Annotated in this window: 22 protein-coding genes and 2 pseudogenes; 10 read left to right on the forward strand and 14 right to left on the reverse strand. The window is 71.7% G+C overall.

Annotation, left to right across the window (positions count from 1 at the left end; translation table 11 throughout):
- Nucleotides 1–36: 36 nt before the first annotated feature.
- On the forward strand, nt 37–585 hold the full coding sequence (locus tag IE241_RS15620; protein ID WP_229899299.1) for a GNAT family N-acetyltransferase: 549 nt from the start codon (nt 37–39) through the stop codon (nt 583–585).
- 14 nt (nt 586–599) lie between these two features.
- On the opposite strand, the gene IE241_RS15625 is transcribed toward IE241_RS15620, so the two are convergent.
- Both IE241_RS15625 and IE241_RS15630 read right to left on the reverse strand, forming a co-directional pair.
- Nucleotides 600–797 carry an antitoxin gene (locus IE241_RS15625; protein ID WP_190022334.1) on the reverse strand — a complete coding sequence of 66 codons (198 nt, stop codon included), beginning with the start codon at nt 795–797 and terminating at the stop codon, nt 600–602.
- Nucleotides 798–1,051: 254 nt separating this feature from the next.
- Nucleotides 1,052–1,252, reverse strand: a complete 201-nt coding sequence (locus IE241_RS15630; protein ID WP_190022335.1) for a hypothetical protein — start codon at nt 1,250–1,252, stop codon at nt 1,052–1,054.
- Between the two features lie 489 nt (nt 1,253–1,741).
- Here IE241_RS15630 and IE241_RS15635 point away from each other — a divergent pair, with 489 nt between their 5' ends.
- Both IE241_RS15635 and IE241_RS15640 read left to right on the forward strand, forming a co-directional pair.
- On the forward strand, nt 1,742–2,557 hold the full coding sequence (locus IE241_RS15635) for a helix-turn-helix domain-containing protein (RefSeq protein WP_229899301.1): 816 nt from the start codon (nt 1,742–1,744) through the stop codon (nt 2,555–2,557).
- Nucleotides 2,547–2,765, forward strand: coding sequence for a DUF397 domain-containing protein (locus tag IE241_RS15640; protein WP_190022337.1), 219 nt, complete (start codon nt 2,547–2,549; stop codon nt 2,763–2,765). The genes IE241_RS15635 and IE241_RS15640 overlap by 11 nt, the downstream gene beginning before the upstream one ends.
- Here IE241_RS15640 and IE241_RS15645 read toward each other — a convergent pair.
- Together IE241_RS15645 and IE241_RS15650 are read right to left on the reverse strand one after the other, a co-directional pair.
- Nucleotides 2,746–3,210 (reverse strand): 2-thiouracil desulfurase family protein, encoded by a 465-nt coding sequence (locus tag IE241_RS15645; RefSeq protein ID WP_190022338.1) that lies wholly within the window; start codon nt 3,208–3,210, stop codon nt 2,746–2,748. The genes IE241_RS15640 and IE241_RS15645 overlap by 20 nt on opposite strands.
- Before the next feature lie 98 nt (nt 3,211–3,308).
- Nucleotides 3,309–3,884, reverse strand: coding sequence for a TerD family protein (locus IE241_RS15650; RefSeq protein ID WP_190022339.1), 576 nt, complete (start codon nt 3,882–3,884; stop codon nt 3,309–3,311).
- 237 nt (nt 3,885–4,121) lie between these two features.
- On the opposite strand from IE241_RS15650, the gene arfB reads away from it, so the two are divergent.
- Nucleotides 4,122–4,550, forward strand: a complete 429-nt coding sequence (gene arfB / locus IE241_RS15655) for an alternative ribosome rescue aminoacyl-tRNA hydrolase ArfB (RefSeq protein WP_190022340.1) — start codon at nt 4,122–4,124, stop codon at nt 4,548–4,550.
- 16 nt (nt 4,551–4,566) lie between these two features.
- Here arfB and IE241_RS15660 read toward each other — a convergent pair whose 3' ends face one another.
- Both IE241_RS15660 and IE241_RS15665 read right to left on the reverse strand, forming a co-directional pair.
- Nucleotides 4,567–5,133, reverse strand: coding sequence for a MepB family protein (locus IE241_RS15660; protein ID WP_190022341.1), 567 nt, complete (start codon nt 5,131–5,133; stop codon nt 4,567–4,569).
- Nucleotides 5,134–5,200: 67 nt separating this feature from the next.
- Nucleotides 5,201–5,761: a flavin reductase family protein gene (locus IE241_RS15665; protein ID WP_373300681.1), complete on the reverse strand. Its 561-nt coding sequence runs from the start codon at nt 5,759–5,761 to the stop codon at nt 5,201–5,203.
- Between the two features lie 331 nt (nt 5,762–6,092).
- Here IE241_RS15665 and cdgB point away from each other — a divergent pair.
- The 3 genes and pseudogenes from cdgB to IE241_RS15675 all read left to right on the forward strand — a co-directional run.
- Nucleotides 6,093–7,220: pseudogene (cdgB, locus tag IE241_RS34960) on the forward strand (diguanylate cyclase CdgB); the annotation flags it as partial.
- Nucleotides 7,221–7,322: 102 nt separating this feature from the next.
- Nucleotides 7,323–7,907, forward strand: a pseudogene (locus IE241_RS34965) (GGDEF domain-containing protein); the annotation flags it as partial.
- 128 nt (nt 7,908–8,035) lie between these two features.
- A complete protein-coding gene (locus IE241_RS15675; protein ID WP_190022344.1) occupies nt 8,036–8,974 on the forward strand; it encodes a carbohydrate-binding protein in 939 nt (312 codons plus the stop codon).
- A 230-nt stretch (nt 8,975–9,204) separates the two neighbouring features.
- Here the strand turns inward: IE241_RS15675 and IE241_RS15680 are convergent, their stop codons facing one another.
- The 6 genes from IE241_RS15680 to IE241_RS15705 all read right to left on the reverse strand — a co-directional run bounded on the left by IE241_RS15680 (nt 9,205) and on the right by IE241_RS15705 (nt 15,323).
- Entirely contained in the window at nt 9,205–9,636 is a 432-nt protein-coding gene (locus tag IE241_RS15680) for an RICIN domain-containing protein (protein WP_190022345.1), read from the reverse strand.
- A gap of 256 nt (nt 9,637–9,892) precedes the next feature.
- Complete coding sequence (locus IE241_RS15685) at nt 9,893–10,720, reverse strand: class II fructose-bisphosphate aldolase (RefSeq protein WP_190022346.1); 828 nt, start codon at nt 10,718–10,720, stop codon at nt 9,893–9,895.
- 46 nt (nt 10,721–10,766) lie between these two features.
- Nucleotides 10,767–11,699, reverse strand: a complete 933-nt coding sequence (locus tag IE241_RS15690) for a 1-phosphofructokinase family hexose kinase (protein WP_190022347.1) — start codon at nt 11,697–11,699, stop codon at nt 10,767–10,769.
- Nucleotides 11,700–11,946: 247 nt separating this feature from the next.
- A complete protein-coding gene (nagA, locus tag IE241_RS15695; protein ID WP_190022348.1) occupies nt 11,947–13,149 on the reverse strand; it encodes an N-acetylglucosamine-6-phosphate deacetylase in 1,203 nt (400 codons plus the stop codon).
- The gene (locus IE241_RS15700) at nt 13,149–14,102 is read right to left on the reverse strand and encodes an ROK family protein (protein ID WP_190022349.1); all 954 of its coding nucleotides are present in this window, start codon (nt 14,100–14,102) and stop codon (nt 13,149–13,151) included. The genes nagA and IE241_RS15700 overlap by 1 nt, the downstream gene beginning before the upstream one ends.
- Before the next feature lie 273 nt (nt 14,103–14,375).
- Nucleotides 14,376–15,323 (reverse strand): SIS domain-containing protein, encoded by a 948-nt coding sequence (locus IE241_RS15705; protein ID WP_190022350.1) that lies wholly within the window; start codon nt 15,321–15,323, stop codon nt 14,376–14,378.
- A gap of 186 nt (nt 15,324–15,509) precedes the next feature.
- On the opposite strand from IE241_RS15705, the gene IE241_RS15710 reads away from it, so the two are divergent.
- The 3 genes from IE241_RS15710 to otsB are packed head-to-tail and all read left to right on the forward strand — an operon-like array spanning nt 15,510 to nt 18,000.
- Nucleotides 15,510–16,793 (forward strand): extracellular solute-binding protein, encoded by a 1,284-nt coding sequence (locus IE241_RS15710; protein ID WP_373300682.1) that lies wholly within the window; start codon nt 15,510–15,512, stop codon nt 16,791–16,793.
- A 10-nt stretch (nt 16,794–16,803) separates the two neighbouring features.
- Nucleotides 16,804–17,070, forward strand: coding sequence for a DUF3263 domain-containing protein (locus tag IE241_RS15715; protein ID WP_190022352.1), 267 nt, complete (start codon nt 16,804–16,806; stop codon nt 17,068–17,070).
- A gap of 30 nt (nt 17,071–17,100) precedes the next feature.
- Nucleotides 17,101–18,000: a trehalose-phosphatase gene (otsB, locus tag IE241_RS15720; protein ID WP_190022353.1), complete on the forward strand. Its 900-nt coding sequence runs from the start codon at nt 17,101–17,103 to the stop codon at nt 17,998–18,000.
- Between the two features lie 9 nt (nt 18,001–18,009).
- Here otsB and IE241_RS15725 read toward each other — a convergent pair whose 3' ends face one another.
- Entirely contained in the window at nt 18,010–18,810 is an 801-nt protein-coding gene (locus tag IE241_RS15725) for an RAD23 family protein (protein ID WP_190022354.1), read from the reverse strand.
- 111 nt (nt 18,811–18,921) lie between these two features.
- The gene (locus IE241_RS15730) at nt 18,922–20,424 is read right to left on the reverse strand and encodes an alpha,alpha-trehalose-phosphate synthase (UDP-forming) (RefSeq protein WP_190022355.1); all 1,503 of its coding nucleotides are present in this window, start codon (nt 20,422–20,424) and stop codon (nt 18,922–18,924) included.
- Nucleotides 20,425–20,431: the final 7 nt, after the last annotated feature.

Below are 20,431 nucleotides of genomic sequence, written 5' to 3' on the forward strand. Positions count from 1 at the left end.
TGCACGGAACCGACGGGGCGCCTGCGGATCGTCACGATGGCGGAGCCGGAGATCCCGCCGGAGCTGCGCGCCCAGGTCGAGGCCCTGCAGGAGCAGGCCTGGCCCGGCGGCGGCCCCCACGACCCGGCCCTGCTGCCCGTGGCCGTGATCCTCGTCGCCCCGGACGGCGGCGTACGGGCCGCGCTCGACATCCTGTCGAAGGAGATCACCCACGGGGGCCGGAGCTACCGGGCCTCCGGCCTCAGCGCGGTCGTCACGGACACGGCACACCGCGGCAAGGGATACGGGCGGCAGCTGGTGGCCGCCGCCCGTGAGCTGATCGCCGCGAGCGGCGCCGACGTGGGACTGTTCACGTGCGACCGCCCGCTGCAGGGGTTCTACGAAAGCGCCGGATGGGCCGCCCTGCCCGGCACCGTCCTGATCGGCGGCACCCCGCAGGACCCGTTCCCCAGCGACTCGCCCGGCTTCGACAAGGTCACCATGGCCGCGTTCTTCACGGCACGGGCACGCGCGGGTGCGGGTGCGGGTGCCTTCGAAGAGAGCCGCATCGGGCTCTACCCGGGCGAGATCGACCGCTTGTGGTGATCAGGCGGATGTGATCAGGTCGGCGGCCGGTCCTCGGGCCGCTGCTCCTGCGACCCCAGCTGCTCGTTGAGCTTCTGCTGGGCGGTGTCGACCTGGCTCTGGTACTTGTTCTGGGTCTTGGCGTCGAACGCGTCGCCCGCCTTCTCGACACCCTGCCGAGCGGTGTCCTCATGGCCCTTGAGCAGACCTTTGAGCTTGTCGAGCATGGACATGGCCGTCCTCCTCACGGAACGCTGACGGAACCAGCATCTCCGTAATCCACCCGGCCCGCATCCTCGCCGGGCCGCGCGGCGGGCGGCGCGCGGAGGCCACCGGACGGCGCACGGTGCTGCGGCCCGCCGGTGCCGTGCCCCCTCGGCCTCCGCTCAGCCCGTGCTGGTGTATCCGCAGCTCCAGCACTTGTACACACCGTTGCCCATCTGCTGCATCATGTTCTGGCAGTTGGGGCAGGCCAGCGCCAGGTGTTTCAGGGGGCCGCGGCGCCCAGCCCCTTCGGGCACGCGGGGCAGACGCCCCGCACGATCACCGGCGACGTGGCGTCGCCGGGGCTCTCCGCCACGACGATCACCCGCAGCGGGCGCCCGCATTCCGGGCAGAGCTCGGGCTCGCGGTCCCGGTCGCCGATCGCTGCGGCAAGAATGCGTTCGAGTGAATCGCCGTCGTCCATGGTGCGTGTGTCCTGTCTCCACGGGTTCCCCTCCTTGGGTACTACGTACCCGCCCCGGTGAACCCCAACTCCGCTGCTCAGCAGCTGGTTACGGAGTGTGCGCAACCGGTCGGCCGTGTGGTATGGCGGGCCGCTCTCCTGGGTTCTACCCACATTGAGGGGACTGCCAGCCGCCCGTCTGGTGCGCGGTACGCCAGTGGCGCCGGAGGAGAACGAGCGCGTCCACGGCGGCGGAACGATCGCCGCGGAGCTCGGCCTGATGCCGCTCGCGGTTGAGCCGCGTGCAGTGATCGCAAGCGCTGGCCGCTGCGCGGGGCACGGGGGTGGTGTTCGTTTCCGTCACTACGGGTCCCTCTCGTATCGCCTCTTACTGACTGTGCGGATAGCTTCGCGTGGCGGGGCTAGGCTCAGAAGGGGGTGAAGCCCTACAACAAGCAGGTAAAGCAAGGGAGTTAACCTGTGGCCAGGGGTGAGGGGTCGGGGAAGTTCGTGAGCCAGTCGAAGTTCGGCTGGGGGTTCTTCGGAACGGAGCTGAGGCGGCGCCGCGAGGCGGCGGAGCTGACGCAGCAGGAACTGGGCAGGCGGGTGTTCTGCTCGGGCGCGTACATCGGCCAGTTCGAGACGGGCATCCGTAAGCCGCAGCCGGACATCGCGGCACGGATCGATGCGGAGCTGGGGACCGACGGCTACTTCGCCCGTATGTGCGAGGAGCTGATCAACAACTCGCCCTACGCCAGTTGCTTTGTTGAGGCGGCGTACCTTGAGGGCCTGGCGGTCACCATCCGGGAGTACGCGCCAACGTTCATGCCGGGGGTCTTGCAGACGGCGGCTTACGCCCGTGCGGTCTTTCTAGGATTCCACCCCTTCGTACAGGAGGACGCGCTCAAGTCGTGGGTGGATGCGCGTCTGGAACGGGCGCGAATCCTCGACCGCTCAACAGATCCGTTGTTCTGGGCGGTTCTCGACGAAGGTGTGATCCGGCGGCGGGTCGGCGGGACTGCCGTGATGCACGAGCAGCTGATGCACGTGATCTCGCTGGTCAGGAAGCGCCGGATCGGCGTGCAAGTGCTGCCCTACGAGGCGGGCGTTCCGGCTCTCGGCGGAATGGTCTCTTTCATGACCTTCGATGATTCGCCACCGGTCGTGTACGAGGAGGGCCACCAGTCCGGCAGTCTCTTGGACGACCCGGTACGAGTGGCTCAAAGCGAGCGTTCCTATGGTCTGGTCAGGTCGGCTGCACTGTCACCAGAAGCATCCTTGTTCCTGATCGAATCGGCAGCACGGGAGTACGCAGATGACCACTAGCCACAACCTGGATGCGGCAGCATGGCGGAAGAGCAGTCACAGCGGAGGAGGTGGGGAGGGAGCCGGGGGCAACAGCTGCTTGGAAGTCGCCGACGATATACCCGGCGTGGTCCCGGTCAGGGACTCCAAGGCCCAGGGACCCCACGGCCCGGTGGTCGTCTTCCCGGCCGCCGCCTGGAGCGCATTCATCAACCGCCTGAAGGCGTAATCCCGGGCGCGGGCCGTACCCGGATCCCGTTCCGCTCGAACAGCGCCGCCGTTACGCCGTCCCCCGGCACCAGTGCGCCGCTGAACGACCCGTCGTACACCACACCCCGCCCGCACGAGGGGCTGCGCGGCATCAGCAGGGCCTCCGTGCAGCCGGCGTGCCGGGCAGCGGCAAGTGCGCGCTGTGCGCCGTCCACGAACTCCGCGGTCACATCGCGCCCGGTGTCCTCGATGACCCGCGCCGTCCCGTCGAGCACGTCATGCCCGTCGCCGCCGACCAGCTCGGCGGGGCGCCGCGGAGTGGCGAGCCCGCCCGCGACTTCCGGGCAGAAGGGCACCACATCACGGCCGTCGACAGCAGCCGCGATCTCCGGCGATGCTTTGTGCTGCCCGTCGAACCGGCACGGCACCCCACGCAGACATGCGCTGACCAGGATTGGCGTCATACCGCCAGTCTGGGGTGCGGGTCAGGGCAGGCCGGCAGCGGGGGGCTGAGGTGAAGAGGGCCACCCCTGCCCGGGGTGGCCCCTTCTGTGCGTCAGTCTCAGACGTTGACGCCGAAGTCCTGCGCGATGCCCTGCAGGCCCGACGCGTAGCCCTGGCCGACCGCGCGGAACTTCCAGTCCGCGCCGTTGCGGTAGAGCTCGCCGAAGACCATGGCGGTCTCCGTGGCGGCGTCCTCGCTGAGGTCGTAGCGGGCGATCTCGGCGCCGCCGGCCTGGTTGACGATGCGGATGTAGGCGTTGCGGACCTGGCCGAAGTTCTGGCTGCGGGCCACCGCGTCGTAGATGGAGACCGGGAAGACGATCTTGTCGACGTCGGCCGGCAGGGCGGCGAGGTTGACGTTGATCGACTCGTCGTCGCCCTCGCCCTGGCCGGTGGTGTTGTCACCGGTGTGGACGATCGACTGGTCCGGCGTGGACTTGTTGTTGAAGAAGACGAAGTGGGCGTCGGAGTAGACCTTGCCCGTGGGGTTCACGGCGATCGCGCTCGCGTCGAGGTCGAAGTCCGTGCCGGTGGTGGTGCGGACGTCCCAGCCGAGGCCGACCGTGACGGCCGTCAGGCCCGGGGCCTCCTTGGTGAGGGAGACGTTGCCGCCCTTGGACAGGCTTACAGCCATGGGAATTGTCCCTTTCTGGTCAGGTCTGCGTCGGATCTGCAGCGCACCGCGGCACGCGGGTCACCGTCACCCTTGTTAACGCCGACCAGGGGGCCCCGGGTTCCAGCACCCTTTACCTTCTTTGCCAATCCCTGACGCGGGCTCCGGTCACCGGCTCCGCCGACCGCCTTCGTCACCGGCTCCGGTCCTGGCGCAAAACGGCGTGACGTGTACCCGTCTACGCGAGATCATGGGTGCATGTCCGGCCCCTACGTCATCCGCGGTTCGGTCTCCCTGCCGGAGGCCGAGCTCCAGTGGCGTTTCTCCCGTTCCTCCGGCCCCGGCGGCCAGCACGTCAACACCAGCGACAGCCAGGTCGAGCTGCGCTTCGACCTCGCCCGCACCGAAGCGCTGCCCGAGGTCTGGAAGGAGCGCGCCCTGGCCAAGCTCGCCGGGCGGCTCGTCGGCGGCGTCGTGGTCGTGCGCGCCTCGGAGCACCGCTCGCAGTGGCGCAACCGCGAGACCGCCGCCGTCCGGCTCGCCTCGCTGCTCGCCGAGGCGAGCGCCCCGCCGCCCCGCCCGCGCCGCGCCACGAAGATCCCGCGCGGCATCAACGAGCGGCGCCTGCGGCAGAAGAAGCAGCGCGCCGAGACCAAGCGCGGCCGCACCGGGAAGGACTGGGGTTAGGCACGGAAGGCGGCGCCTACGGGTGGTACAGGGCCTTGGCCCGCGCCGCGTCGGCAGGCCCGTCCTCCCCGAGGTGCAGGAAGTAGCGCACCTGCCACGCCTGAGTGCTGCCCGCCTGACGGCTGGTCGTGGTCGCCCACGGCGGATAGACGCGGAACCCCCGCTTCCCGCCGACGCCTCCCCGGGACACGATGCCGCGCTCGCACAGCACCTCCCGCGGGAACACGAACTGTCCGAACCTGCCGCTCTCTCCGGAGCCGCCGTCGTCACGGCTGCTGATGACGAAGAGGTCGACCCCGTCGTCGGCGTCGAAAGGCCGGATCGGGCCCTCTGCGGACCGCTGCCACACGGTGACGAACTGGCCGGCCTTCGTCGGGGTGGTCTTGCCCACGCGGAAGGCGACCGACAACCCGTCGAGCGTGAAGCGGTGAGCCGCGTACTCGGCGCTCTCCTGCTCGGGCACCGGCTGTGAGCAGGCGAAACCACCTGTGTCGTACACCAGTGTCTTCGCCGCCAGCAGGTCGCCGTGGAGGTCGCCGTGCAGGTCGCCATGGACTCCTGCCCACGGCTGATTCGTCACCATTCCCTCATCCTGCCATCGCGGCCCGCCGCGCCCTCCCGGGCGATCCCGCCCGGGCGGCCGCGCCCCCTCACCCCAGCTGCCGGTACTTCCCCTTGAAGTACGTCAGCGGGCCGCTCTCCGTGCTCGGCGCCGTCGCCGTGAGCACCCTGCCGATCACCAGCGTGTGGTCCCCGGCCGTCACCCGCTGCTCCGTGCGGCACTCCAGCGTCGACAGAGCCCCCCGTACGAGGGGAGCGCCCGTCGCCGTCCCCGAGGCGTAGGGGATGTCCTCGAAGAGCAGCCGGTCGCTGATCCTGCCCTTCATCGCGAACCGTCCGGCGATGTGCCGCTGGCTCTCGGAGAGGACGGACACCGCCCACAGCGGCTGCCGCTCCAGGAGGTCGTCCATCCGTGAATCGTTGCGAACGCTCACCATGACGAGCGGCGGGTCGAGCGAGACGGACAGGAAGGCGGTCGCCGTCATTCCGACGTCCTCGCCGCGCGGGCCGTGCTCCGCGTCGTGCGCGGTCACCAGCACCACGCCGGCGGCGAGGCGGGCGAGGGCGGCACGGAACTCATCGGCGCTCACCCCTTCAGAATGGGCTATGGCGGTCTCGTGGGGCTGGGTCGTCTGCAACACGCTGTGCACGCTAGCCCGCCCGTAGCGCCCTCGCATCGGGCTGCAGGACCAGGCGGGTCCTAGGTCGGAAGGGTGCCGGAACGGTTCCGAAAGTTGTCCGCATCGGTTCGGGAAGGCGTCCGGATGGGTGTCCGGACGGTTCCGGATTTGCGTTCACGAAGCATAAGAGCTTCCAAGCCCGCCAGTAGCGGGACCTCATCACGCATTGTGACATGAGTCACAGAGGGCCGTAATTGTTGACCCTGTGTACCGAGTGGTCAGCTCGCTGTGATTCAGTGGCCGTGGTAAACGGACGACAAGAAGCCTGGAGTTGCTGTCGAGGTCTCGGGGGAGAGCGAAGATGGAGACCGAGTCGGAGCCGTATGTCCGCCTGGCCACCTTGCGCGGGTTGCATCAGGTGGTGGCCGATCTGAACACGGCGCGAAGTCTCGCGGACACCTTGCAGACCGTCGCGGACGGCATCGTCACCGGGCTCGGGTACGAGCTCTCCGCCGTCAATCTCGTACGGCCCGACGGTGACCTCGTCGTGGCCGCCGTCGCCGGCAGCGCGGGCGCCGAAGCCCTGATGGCCGGGCGGGTCGGCTCGCGCGTCTCCTGGGAGCGGCGGCTGGCCATGGCCGACCAGTGGGGCTCGCTGCGCTTCATCCCGTACACCGAGGGCTGGGTCCTCGACAACGACGACGTGCCCCAGTGGCACACCGCCGGCCCGGCGCCCCGCTTCCCGGACGAGTGGCATCCCATGGACCGCCTCTTCGCCCCCATGTACACCGCGGGCACCGCGGGCGGCGAGCTCCTGGGTGTCATATCCGTCGACAAGCCGCGCAACGGCCGCCGCCCGGGCGCGTGGGGCCGCGAGGCGCTGCAGATGTACGCCTTCCAGGCCGCCATCGCCATCAGCAACGCCCGCCTGCGGGCCAATATGCAGCGCGCCCTCGTCCGCCTGGAGCGGGAGCAGCAGGCTCTGCGGGCCAGTGAGGAAAGCTTCCGCCAGGCGTTTGAGTACGCCCCGAGCGGCATGGCCATCGCCGAGATGGGCGGCGATCAGCACGGCCGTCTGCACCGCACCAACGACGCCCTGTGCCGACTCCTCGGCCGCTCCGCGTCCCAGATGCGCCGCTATTCGTTCTCCGACCTCGTCCACCCGGAGGACATCGGCACGCTCCTGCGCACCTCCGCCGAGGGCGGCCGCGCCGAGCTGCGCCTCGCCCGCCGCGACGGCACGTACGTGTGGGTCTCGCTGCGCAACTCCGTCGTGGCCGACGCCGCCGACGGGCCGCGCTTCCTGCTCACCCACGTCGAGGACATCGAGGAGCGCAAGCGGCACGAGCTGCAGTTGGCCCACCGCGCCAGCCACGACTCGCTGACCGGCCTGCCCAACAGCGCGGAGCTGCGCGCCCGGCTCAGCAGCCGGCTGTGCAACCGCCCGCCCGGCAGCGAGCCGCACGCGGCGGCCGTGGCCGCGCCCTACGGCTGTCTCGACGGCTTCGCGGAGGTGGAGGGCGTGGACGGGCCGGCCGGGATGCCGGGGCCTGCCGGGCTGCCGGGGATGGTCGGGAGCGGTGTGTACGGGGGAGCGGCGGCGGCCGGGCAGAGCGGGCCGTACGCGCACGGCTTCGGCTCCGAGCAAGGCCCCGAGCACGCGCCGGACTGCGGGCCCGACTACGCCCCGGACGAGATCGGCTGCGGCGACCACGACGGCGCCTACCCCGGGCATGTCCACGCCATAGCCCCGTCCGAGGGCGGGGAGGACGACGGGACCAAGGGCCTGGCCGTCCTCTTCTGCGACCTCGACGGCTTCAAGGCGATCAACGACCGCTTCGGGCACCACACGGGTGACGCCGTCCTCATAGAGGTCGCCCGCCGGCTCAGCAACGGCGTGCGCGAGGGCGACACCGTCGCCCGCCTCGGCGGTGACGAATTCGTCGTCCTCGCGGACGGCCTCGCCCAGGCCGACGCGGAGGACCTCGCGGTACGGCTGCGCAGCGCCATCCTCCCGCCGATAAGGGTTGACGGCCGGGCGGTCCGGGTAGGCGCGAGTTTCGGCATCGGCTGGGCAGGCTGCGGCATGTCCGTCGATGAGGTGCTGCACTCTGCTGACCAGCTGATGTACGTCGAAAAGCGGTCACGGGCCAAGGCCGGTCGGCGGGCGGGCTGAGGCCGTCCACCACGAGGTGTCGCTGCGTCGCGGTAGGCTGCGCCAACGCGGCACCGCCGCCTACCGTGAAATCGAACGCAAAGATTTGGCCAGTGGGCGATGGGCCCACAGCTTGGGAGTGACAGGGGATGACGGCCGGTAATAACGGCACGGGTACGCCGGAGAACGACGACCCGTTCGCGCACCTGTACCGCTCGGAGGGCGGCGAGGGGCCTCACGACAGCGCCCCGGCCGCGCCGCAGCCGGGCGTCCCCCGCACTTCGTACAACCAGGTACGGACGGTCGGTTCACGCCAGTACGGCCCCCGCCAGCCGCAGCCGCAGCCGCCGCACGCGTCGCAGCCCGCGCCGCACTACGCGGCGCCGGAAACGCTGCCGGGCGGCGTGCCGCGACAGCCTGCGACCCACGGCGGCCACGGCAACCACGGCGGCGGCTCCCGCCCGAAGCGGACCGGGCTGCTGGTCGCGGCGATAGCCGTCGTCGCGGTGGTGGCGGGCGGCATCGCCGTGGCGATGCTGAACAACAGCGGCACGAGCGACGACCAGGGCAGTAACCAGGCGGCCTCCGGGGGCGAGGAGAAGCCGTCGTCCGAGCCGAAGGGCAAGGATCCCGAGCAGAAGAACGAGCCGAAGAACCCTTCGGCGGCCGGCCTGCAGAAGCGGGATGCGGCGAGCCTGCGGTTGCTCAACGGGGCAACGACGTCGAAGGACATCCCCAACGCCAAGGCTGACGGCGGCCTGTACATCACGAACCTGAACACCCCGGGTGCCGGCGTGGAGTGGGAGGTCGAGGTCAAGTCCGAAGGCCAGTACCGACTGGACGTCACGTACGGCGTGCCCGGCAAGGACGGCAACCTCACCGTCGCGACCAATGGTGCGCCCGGCAGGTCGATCCGCATGGACAACTTCGGCGGCACGTCGGAGGAGGACTGGAAGAAGGGCTACGGCTGGAAGAGCACGTGGTCCCTGATCGACCTGAAGAAGGGCAAGAACAAGATCAAGCTGTCCTGCGAGGCGGGGAACAAGTGCGATGTCTCCCTCGACCAGCTCTCCGTCAGGCAGGGCTGACGGCCCTCGGTGTGTTGACGGTGATCAGTCGTCAACACACCGGACAGAGCGGAACGTCGTCGACTTGCCGGGCGGGCAAGAAGGTCGGCGTTCAACTACCTTGAATGGCCGTCAGTGTTGAACGGACAAGCCAAGAGCTGAAGGCGTGCCTTCTTGCTCACTGCTGCTGCCATCCCGAGTGACGCGGTGATGGGTTTGGCGCAATGCGAAAAAATAGCGCCCTGGGCGTATCAGGCGCCGGGGTTTCGTCCGAACGACCACAGTTGGCCCGACACGTAGGGGTGGTAGTCCCACTGCTGAATCCGTGCGCCGTTCCGCGAGCTTGAGTTATCGACCTCGAGGACCTTGCCGGAGTGGTAATTCACGAACAGGTTCCCGTCACGGTTGACCTGGGACTGCTCGATGCGCCACTTCTGTGTGTCATTTCCGACGCAGTCCCACTGCTGGACGACGGCGCCGTTGTAGGTGCTGGAGTCGGCGACCTCCAGGCACTTCCCGCTGTTGTCGTTGACGATTTCGTACCAGCCGTTGCCGGCGGAGTTGAGGGTCCAGTAGGACCCCGCCTGCCCATTGCAGTCCCACTGCTGGGCCCGGGCTCCATTGCTACGGCTGGAACCGTCGATCTCCAGGCACTTACCGCTGCCGTTGTTCGATATGCCCATGTCGCCAGCGAAGCTCACACCCGGCGCCATAAGGATGATGGCGGCAGCCGATGCTGCTGCAAGCGAAAGCTTAGAAGTGGTCTTCATTCAGTACCTTCTTGAGGAAATGCCTTATGCGGGGAATAGGCGATATGCGCAATGTGAAGATCATATATAGATGATTGGAAGGGGGCAACGGGAATGAGGCGTTCCGGTTTGCATGCGCCTGGCCGAGCGAGACGCGGGCAGTGATGTGGCGGCGGAGCTGGAAGTCTGATCAGACGTTGGTCATGCGGAGGAATCCCGCCACCGTGTCCGTCATGGCGGCCCGCGCAGGGGTCAGGTACTTGCGTGGGTCGGTGGTGGAGGGGTGGGCCTCCAGGAAGGCTCTTACGGCGCCTGTGAAGGCCTTGTTCAGGGCCGTGCCCACGTTGATTTTCGTCATTCCCGCGGTGACCGCGCGGCGGAGTTCCGTATCCGGGACGCCCGACGAGCCGTGGAGGACCAGGGGGACGGGGACGGCGTCCCGTAGGGCCGCGATCAGAGAGTGGTCCAGGGTCGCCGTGCGTTCCGTCATCGCGTGGGTGCTGCCCACGGCCACCGCCAGGGCGTCCACGGCCGTGTCGGCCACGTAGGCCGCCGCTTCGGCCGGGTCGGTGCGTACGCCCGGCGTGTGCGCGTCGCCCGCCTTTCCGCCGACGCGGCCCAGCTCCGCTTCCACCCACATCTCGCGCTCGTGGCCCCAACGGGCCGCTTCGGCCGTCGCCTTGACGTTGTCTCCGTAGGGGAGTTTCGAGGCGTCGAACATCACCGAGGTGAAGCCGTGGGCGTGCGCCTGGCGTAGGAGGGACTCGTCCTCCACGTGGTCCAGGTGGAGGGACAGGCGCGCGGAGGAGGCGGTCGCCACCGCCGCGGTCGCGGCGGCGATGGGGCCCAGGCGGCCGCCGTGGAACTTCACGGCGTTCTCCGAGATCTGCAGGACGGCCGGGCGGTTCGCGGCCTCCGCGCCCGCCGCGATGGCCTCCGCGTGTTCGACCGTGATGACGTTGAACGCGCAAATGGCGCGGCCTGCAGTGATGAGTTCCCTGGTGTGGACGAGTGGCATGGCCGGGTGGTCCTTCCGTCGGGGCGCCCCCTCGGAGGGGGTGGGTTCAGGCCGCCGTGACCTTCACGTGCGGCAGCACGTCCTCGTACGTCGCAGGGTCGAATTCGCCTGCTGTGGGGGCCTTTACGGTTGCCGCTGCCAGGGCTACCGCTCGCGTCAGGCGCTCCGGCCAGGAGAGGCCTTCCAGGAGGGCCGACAGGAGGCCGGCCGCGGCGGAGTCGCCTGCGCCGGTCGGGTTTCCGGCGAGGCGCCGGGGCGGGGTCGCGCGCCAGCGGCCGTCGGGGGTCACGGCGAGCACGCCCTCCGGGCCGAGGGTCGTGGCGATGGCGTGGGCACCGCGGCGGCGGGCGTCCAGGGCGGCGCGCAGGGGCTCCGTGGAGCCGGTGAGGGCGGCGAGTTCGGCCGTGTTGGGGGTGACCAGGTCGGGGCGGGCGGCGATGCCGCGGCGCAGCGGTTCGCCGCTGGTGTCCAGCAGGACGGGGACGCGGGCGGCGCGCGCCTGCCGGACGAGGTGCGCGTACGCCCCGACCGGCACGCCGGGCGGCAGGCTGCCGCACAGGGCGACGGCACGGGCCCCGCGCAGCAGGCGCGCGTAGGTGTCCGTGAACGCCGCCCACTCCTCGGCGGTGACGTCGGGTCCGGCCTCGTTGAGCTGGGTGGTGTCGCCGGTGGAGGCGTCCACGACGGCGACGGTGCGGCGCGTGGTGCCGAGGATGGGGACGAGGGCGTCGACGAGCTCCGCCCCGCCGCCGGGGGCGTCCTCGGCGAGGTGGCGGCGCAGGGTCTCGCCCGTCGTACCGCCCGCGAAGCCGGTGACCACCGTGGCGTGGCCGAGGGCGGCGAGGACGCGGGCCACGTTGACGCCCTTGCCGCCGGCCCGTTCGGCGGCGGCCGTGACGTGGTGCGACGCGTGCGGCTGCAGCCGCGGAACGCGGTAGGTCAGATCGAGCGCTGCGTTGAGCGTGACCGTGAGGATCACCGGCGTCTCCCTCCCTTGACCGATGGCCAATGCCCAGTGGCCAATGACCCATGGGCAATGACCCATGGGCAATGACCGATGACCGATGACCAATGAACCGGACCGGCCCGCTGTGACCGTCCCGTCGTGACCGTCGACCGCCAGCGATCATGCCAAAACAGCGGCGGCAGGCCCAGACCTCGGGACTGCCGCCGCTGTTCCGGCCGGAGTGCGACCGTGCGTCAAGAGCGGGAGAAATCAGTGCACTTCAGGGCCTGAGCACCCATTCGCCCTTGCGCATGACGCCCACCAGGTCGTACGAGGCGTCGAAAACGACCAGATCCGCATCCTTGCCGGGCTCCAGGGAGCCGACCCGGTCGGCCACGCCCAGCAGCCGTGCCGGGTTCGCCGACAGGGCCCGTACCGCCTGCTCGACCGTCAGCTTGTCGATGGTGACAGCGCGCTTGAACGCCGTGTCCAGCGTGAGCGTCGAGCCCGCGATCGAACCCGCCGTCGGGCCGTCGGCGATCCGGGCCACGCCGTCCTTGACCTCGACGCTCATCGGACCGAGCGGGTACATGCCGTCGCTCATGCCGGCCGCGCCCATCGCGTCGGTGATGAACGCGACCCGGTCCGCGCCGGCGCGGGCGAACGCCAGCTCCAGGACGGCCGGGTGCAGGTGCGTGCCGTCGTTGATGAGCTCGACGGTGACCCGCTCGTCCTCCAGGAGGGCCGCGATCGGGCCGGGTGCGCGATGCAGCAGGGAAGGCATCGCGTTGAAGAGGTGGGTGGCGACGGTCGCGCCCGCCTCGATGGCGTCCAGGGTCGCCTCGTAGGACGAGTCCGTGTGGCCGACGGCGGCGACGACGCCGTGGTCGGCGAGGAGGCGGACCGAGTCGAGGCCGCCCGCCAGCTCCGGGGCCAGCGTCATCATGCGGGCCGCGCCGCGCGCCGCGTCGACCAGCTTGCGGACGTCCGCCGGGTGCGGGTCGCGCAGCAGCTCCGGCTGGTGGGCGCCGCAGCGGTGCGGGGAGATGAACGGGCCCTCGAAGTGGATGCCCGCCAGGTCGCCCTGCTCGGTCAGCTCGGAGAGGACGGCCGCCTGCCGGGCGAGGTCGTCCAGGTCGCCGGTGACGGTGGAGGCGACCATGGTCGTGGTGCCGTGCGCGCGGTGCGTACGGATGGCCGTGAGCGCCTCCTCGGGGTCGCCCGCGGAGAAGGACGCGCCGCCGCCGCCGTGGACGTGCATGTCCACGAAGCCGGGGACGATCCAGTGGCCGGAGAGGTCGAGCGTGGCGTGCTCGTCGCGTCCGCGTCCGCCTCCGCTCCCGGTCGCGCTCCCGGTCGCGGTCGCGTGCTCGCTGCTGTCGTTCGCGGCGATCCGCCGGCCCTCGACCGTCACCCGCCCGTCCTCGACCACGCCGGTCGGCAGCACCACGCGGGCGCCGGCGAGAACCGTTCGTTCGACCATCAGGCGGAAACCTCCGTGAGGTGGGTGGTGAGCAGGTCCCAGGCGAGCAGGCCCGCGCCCAGGCAGCCGGCGGTGTCCCCGAGGGCCGCCGGGACGATGCGGGGGAGCTGCTGGAACGTGATGCGCTCCGTGATCGCCGCGCGCAGCGGGGCGAAGAGGGTCTCGCCGGCCTCGGCGAGGCCGCCGCCGACGATCAGGGTGCGGGGGTCCAGCAGGGTGTGGGCGACGACGAGGCCGTCGGCGAGGGCGTCGACGGCCTCCTGCCAGACGGCGCGGGCGCGCGGGTCGCCGGCGTCGACGGCGCGCGCACAGTCCGCGGCGTCGGCGTCCGGGTCGCCGCTCGCCTCCGCCCAGGCGCGGCTGACCGCGGCGGCGGAGGCGAAGGTCTCCAGGCAGCCGCGGCCGCCGCAGCCGCACGGGCGGGCGTCGGGGCCGGAGCCGGGGCGTACGCGGATGTGGCCGATCTCGCCCGCGCCGCCGTGGGCGCCGGCCTCGATGCGGCCTTCCACGCCGATGGCGCCGGCGATGCCGGTGCCGAGGGCGACGAACAGAAAGCGGTCGGTGCCCTCGCCCGCGCCGATACGGCCCTCGGCGAGACCTCCGGTGCGGACGTCGTGGCCGAGGGCCACGGGGGTGCCTCCGAGGTGGCGGCTGAGCAGATCGCGCAGGGGGACGTCGCGCCAGCCGAGGTTGGCGGCGTAGACGGCGGTGCCGGCCGCGGCGTCCACGATGCCGGGCACGGCGATGCCCGCCGCGGCGGCGGGCTCGCCGAAGGCGGCCTCGCCGGTGGCCGCGAGCTCGGCGGCGAAGTCCAGGATGCCCGCTATGACGGCGTCCGGACCCCGCTCGCGGCCGGTCGGCCGACGGGCCTCGTGCAGCAGTTCGTGGTCCGGGCCGATCAGGGCGGCCTTGATGGCGGTGCCGCCTACGTCGAGCGCGATGACGTGTCTCACGGGGACAGTGTCGCGTGTCCGCGTATGAAAGGTCTAGTCCACTCGCCCGTGGGTGGGTGTTTCCCCGCCGGGCCGGCGTGGGCGGCACGGGGCGGCGTACGCGCCGGGTGGGGTGACGGCCGCGGCCGCAGAGGCCTACGGGTGCCGCCCCCGTGAATCCGTGAATCCGTGAATCCGCCGCGGCGGTACCGAGCCCTGGCCCGGGCCGGCTCGGCACAGCCGGGTGGCTTGGTGGTGGTTGCGCGCCGCGGCGGCGGGAGTGGGGTGGCCGGGTCACCCGTTCAAGATCACGCTTCGGGTCAGGCCCCTCGGGGTGTCCGGGTTCAGGGCTCGGGACTCCGCCACCGCCACCGCCAGGCGTTGTGCGCGGATCAGGTCCGCCATCGGGTCCAGCCTCGCGCCGTCCGCCACGAGCGTGCCGCCCGTGCCGGCGATGTCCGTCTCCAGGCCCTCGGGCGCCTCGCCGAGGATCCACGCCGCCCGGCCCGGGCCCGTGATCGCTATCGGGCCGTGGCGGTACTCCATCGCCGGGTACGACTCCGTCCAGGCGCCCGCCGCCTCCCGCATCTTCAGCGCCGCCTCCTGCGCGAGGCCGTACGACCAGCCCGCCCCCAGGAACGTCCACTGGTCGGCGGACAGCACCGCCTGCGGCAGCGGCTCGATCACCGCCGTCTCCGCGTCCGCCGCCGCCTCCGCCACCCGCTTCACCCCGTCCGGCAGCCGCCCGCTCGCCTCCAGGCCCGCCCGCAGGTACGCCAGCGCCGTCGTCGCGAAGCGCGTCTGGACGACGGACTCCTCGTCCGCCCAGTCCAGCACCGCCGTCCTGCCGGCCGCGCGGACCACCGGCGACGCCGGGTCGGCGGTCAGGGCGAAGACCTCCCGGCGCTCGCGCACCTCCTCGATCAGGTCGAGCACCTCGGTCGTCGTCCCCGACCGCGTGATCACCACGAGCCGGTCGTACGTCCGCGTCACCGGGAACTCCGACGCCGGGAACGCGTCCGTCTCCCCTTGTCCCGACGCCTCCCGCAGCGCCGCATACGCCTGGGCCATGAACCACGAGGTGCCGCAGCCGGTCACGGCCACCCGTTCCCCGGGCCGTGGGAGCCCGGTCGCGCTTGCTGCCGCGGCTTCGGCTGCGCGCCGCCAGCAGCCGGGCTGAGCAGTGATCTCCGTAGAGGTGAGAGAGGGGGTGCGAGAGGGCGTGAGAGAGGGCTCGGACATGCGCTTTCTTCTCCTTCCACCGGTGATCTCCGTGCATAGCAGCCCCCGCCCCGCACGGGAAGGGCGATACCGAAGCGAAACCGGAGTCGGCTGGACCGTATGGTGGCCCGCGGGGGAAACTCACGGTTCTTACGGTCCTCACGGTCTTCAGCGGACGAACACAAACCACGAAGGTGGGAAGCAGTAGTGCAGCGGCGGCGGTTCTTGGGTCTGACGGCGGCAGGTGCCGCCACGGCGGCGTTGGCGCCCGCACTGACGGCGTGCGGCAGCGACGGCGGCTCCGGCAGCAAGACGCTGCGCGTCGTCGCGGCCGACTACGGCGACAACGCGGCGAACGGCTCCCAGAAGTACTGGGACGCCCTCGCCCGCGCCTTCGAGGCCCAGAACAAGGGCGTCAAGGTCGAGGCCACGGTCCTGAGCTGGACCGAGGTCGACAAGAAGGTCGCCGAGATGGTCGCGGCCGGCAAGGCCCCGGACATCGCGCAGATCGGCGCGTACGCCGAGTTCGCCGCCGCCGGCAAGCTCTACAGCGCCGACCAGCTGCTGACCATCCCCACCCAGGCCGACATCATCGCCTCGATCGCCCGCGCGGGCGAGGTGGCCCACGTGCAGTACGGCCTGCCGTTCGTCGGCAGCACCCGGCTGCTCTTCTACAACAAGACCCTCTTCGCCAAGGCCGGCATAGCCAAGGCCCCCGAGAGCTGGGACGAGCTTCAGGCCGCGGCCAAGAAGCTCCAGACCGCGGGGGTCAAGGTCCCCTACGGGCTGCCGCTCGGCCCCGAGGAGGCGCCCGCCGAGACCATGATGTGGATGCTCAGCGGCGGCGGTGGCTACACCGACCACAACGGTACGTACACGATCCTCTCCGACCAGAACGTCGATACGTTCAAGTGGCTGCGCGACGAGCTCGTCGGCAAGGGCCTCACCGGCTCCCTCGACCCCGCCCGCACCAACCGCCAGACCGTCTTCGACGCCTTCTGCCGCGGTGAGGTCGGCATGCTCAACGGCCACCCCACGCTGATGAAGCAGGCCGAGGCCAAGGGCATCAAGTTCGGGACCGCCCCGCTGCCGGGCAAGTCCGGCAAGGCCAAGGCCACCATGGGCGTCGCCGACTGGATCATGGCGTTCAAGGCCGGCGGCCACCGCGAGGAGGTCGGCCGCTTCCTCGACTTCGTCTACAGCACCAAGAACGTCTCCGCCTTCACCAACCAGTACGACCTGCTGCCGGTGACCACCAGCGCCTCCGAGAAGATGGCCGCCGACAGCGCGAAGGACAAGCTGAAGCCCTTCCTGGCCCAGCTGGAGAACGCCGAGTTCTACCCCGTCGACAAGACCTCCTGGGCCAAGGTGAGCCAGGCCCTCAAGGAGAAGATCGGCTCGGTGGTCGTCAAGGGCGGCGACCCCGCGAGCGTCCTCGGCGAGATCCAGCGCGAGGCCGACTCCACGGACCTGGCCGCCCACGGTAAGTAGGCTGGGCGGCGTGAGCGGCGAACAGGGCGGGGGCGAACAGGGCGGGCAGGAGGGCGGGCTGTCGGAGCGCGACCTCGCCGTGCTCGCCCTGGAGCGGCGGCCCTTCTCCGGGCCCGGCGCCAAGGAGCGCGCCGTGCGGGAGCGGCTCGGCATGACCCCGACCCGCTACTACCAGCTGCTCAACGCCCTCCTGGACGACCCGCGGGCCCTGGCCCACGACCCGGTCACCGTCAACCGGCTGCGGCGCATCCGGGACGCCCGGCGCGAACGCCGGTAGACGGCGGGGCCCAGCCAGTAGGGTCGGCCCATGGGCAGCCACCCCCTCCCCGTTCCCGTCACCCCCGCCGGCCGCGACGGGCTCGCCGCCCTGCTGGCCGCGCCGCAACGCGCAGTCGTGGCGCTCGACTTCGACGGGACGCTCGCCGAGATCGTCCCCGACCCCGAGCAGGCCCGGGCCCACCCGGGCGCCGTGCCCGCACTGGCGCGGCTCGCCCCCCGGCTCGGTTCCGTCGCCGTGATCACCGGCCGCCCGGCCGAGGTCGCGGTCCGCTACGGCGGCTTCGCCGGGGCCCCGGGCCTGGAGCACCTCGTGGTCCTCGGGCACTACGGCGCCGAGCGCTGGGACGCCGCGACCGCCGCCGTGACGGCCCCCGAGCCGCCCCCGGGCGTCGCGGCCGCCCGGGCGGAGCTGCCGGGCATCCTGGCCGGTTCGGGCGTCGGTCAGGGCGTCTGGATCGAGGACAAGGGCCGGGCCGTCGCCGTCCACACCCGGCGTGCCCCCCACCCCCAGGCCGCCTTCGACGCCCTGTGTGAGCCCGTGTCCGCCCTCGCCGAGCGGCACGCACTGATCGTCGAGCCCGGCAGGCTCGTGCTGGAACTGCGCCCGCCGGGGGTCGACAAGGGCGCCGCCCTCGCGTCGTACGTGCGCGAGAGCGGCGCGGGCTGTGTCCTCTACGCCGGTGACGACCTCGGCGACCTCGCCGCCTTCGCGGCCGTGGAGCAGCTGCGCTCCGAGGGGCTTCCGGGCCTGCTGGTGTGCAGCGGAAGCTCCGAGGTCGCCGAGCTCGCGGAGCGGGCCGATCTGGTCGTCGACGGCCCGGCCGGGGTCGTGGAGCTGCTCACGGCCCTCGCCGACCGCCTTGCCGACCGCCTCGGCTCCGAGTCCGGGTCCGGCTCCGGGTCCGGGTCCGGACCAGGGCTCGGGTGACCCGGCCGTTCAGCCGTCGTCGTCCGGGTCGCTCGCCGTCTCGCCCTTGGCGGGCTTGCCCGGGATGCCGAGGGTGTCCAGCGCCGTCGTCCAGTCGCGCGCGATGGCCTGCTGCGCCTTGACCAGGTCCGTCTTTCCGCTGCAGATGGCGTTCTTGACCCTGGTCTCCACCGCGTCCTTGGGGTTGTTGGGCCCCTTGCCCTCCTTGTGGCCGGGGGAGGGCGGCTCCACCCACAGGTTGCGCGGGTCGTTGGGGTCGCCCCCGAGCTGCAGGCTGATCAGGTGGTCGTACTCGGCCTCCCGCAGCGAGCCCTTGTAGCCGTACGAGGCGGCGTTGGCGGTCTTCTCGCGGCCGGTGATGTTCGTGGGCGGCCGGATGCCGGCGGTGTAGCCACTGCGGCAGATCGTCGTCTTGAGCGTGGCCTGGGTGACCTTCGGGTTGGTCGCGCCGGGGGTGCACGCGGGGTCGGGGAGTGGTTCCTTGGCCGGGGTGAAGCGGTAGTGGCAGCTGCCGGGGGCGGGCTGCTTCTGGACGGTGTACGACGGCTGCGGCCCGGGGCCGGCGGGTATCGAACCGTCCGCGGGGACGGGGGAACCGGAGGGCGGTTTACCGGACGGCGTACCGGACGTCGTGCCGGACGGGACGCTTCCGGACGGGGTGGCTCCGGACGAGGCGCCCCCCGGCGGTCCGGAGGACGCCTGCTTCTTGGCGTCGTCGCTCTTGGAGGAGTCCGAGGAGCAGCCGCCGACCGCGGCCACGACAGCGGCGCACGCCGCGGCAAGTACGGCCCAACGTGGGACATTTGACATGAATCATGGCTACCCGGGGCCGGAGGAGGGCAGCCCGGGGCGCCGAAGCACCGGCCGCTCGGACCGCGGCCGGGGGCGCACGGTCCGTGCTCCGGCGCGGAAGCCGGGAGGCTAGAGCGCCCGCAGCTGGTCCGTGAACCACCGCGCCGGCGGCAGCGCCGTCGCCGCCGCGGCCAGCCGCTTGGTGCGCTCCGCCCGCTCCCCGGGATCCATCAGCAGCGCCAGGTGCAGCGCGCGGGCCGTGGCCTCCACGTCGTACGGGTTGACGGTGATCGCCTCGTCGCCCAGCTCGGCCGCCGCGCCCGCCTCGCGCGAGAGCACCAGCACGCAGCCGTGGTCGGAGACCACCGGCACCTCCTTGGCCACGAGGTTCATGCCGTCCCGGATGGGGTTGACCAGGGCCACGTCCGCGAGCCGGTACGCGGCCAGCGAGCGCGCGAAGTCGTCCTTGACGTGCAGGGCGACCGGCTCCCAGCCCTCCGTGCCGAACTCGGCGTTGATCTCCCGGGCGACCCGCTCCACCTCCGCGGTGTAGTCGCGGTAGACGGCGAGATCCTGCCGGGAGGGGTAGGCGAACGCGACGTGCACGACCCTGCCGCGCCACTGCGGGTGCTCCTCCAGCAGCCGCCGGTACGCGTACAGCCCGCGCACGATGTTCTTGGACAGCTCCGTGCGGTCCACGCGCACGATCGTCTTGCGGTCCGGCCCGCCGATCTGCGCCCTCAGCGCCGCCATGCGCTCCTCGACGTCCGCCCGGTGCGCCCGCTCGCGCAGGAAGTCCGCGTCGGCGCCGAGGCCGTGCACGCCCAGCCGCGTCGTCCGCCCCTCGAAGCGCACCTCGGCGGCCCGCCCCTCGCCGTCCCGTACGACCTCCGCGCCCAGCACGTCCGCGCAGCACGCGGCGAACGCCTCGGCCCAGCGCAGGGTCAGGAAGCCGGCCCGGTCACCGCCGAGGACACCGCGCAGCAGCTGCCCGGCCACATCGTCGGGCAGCATCCGGAAGTAGTCCGGCGGGGCCCAGGGGGTGTGCGAGAAGTGGCCGATGCGCAGGTCGGGGCGGCGCGCCCGGAGCAGGCCCGGCACGAGCGCCAGGTGGTAGTCCTGCACGAGCACCGCGGCGCCCTGCGCTGCCTCCTCGGCGATGGCGTCCGCGAACGCCGTGTCGTACTCCTCGTAGGCCGCCCACTGCGCCCGGAAGTGCTGGTCGAAGACGGGCTCCAGGGGCGTCTGGTAGAGCATGTGGTGGACGAACCACAGCACCGAGTTGGCGATGCCGTTGTACGCGGCGGCGAAGGTGTCCGGCGGGATGTCGAGCATGCGTACGTGATGGCCGCCGGTGTCGTCCGTGGAGAGTCTCCGGCCGGCGGCGCGGGCCGCCTCGCGGTCGCCCTCGCCCAGCGCCGCGCACACCCACACCGCGGCCCCGCCCTCGCCCTCGCTCCCGCCGTCGCCTTCGCGCCGGATCGAGCTGAGCCCGGAGACCAGGCCGCCGCCGCCCCGCCCGGCCACGAGGCTGCCGTCCTCGCGGCGCCGGTACGAGACCGGGCCGCGGTTGGAGGCGACGACGACCGGCGCGGCGGCGACCGATGCGGGGTGCACGTGCTCAGCGACCATGTGGCCA

The organism is Streptomyces hiroshimensis, assembly GCF_014650335.1.
Taxonomy (GTDB): Bacteria; Actinomycetota; Actinomycetes; order Streptomycetales; family Streptomycetaceae; genus Streptomyces; species Streptomyces hiroshimensis.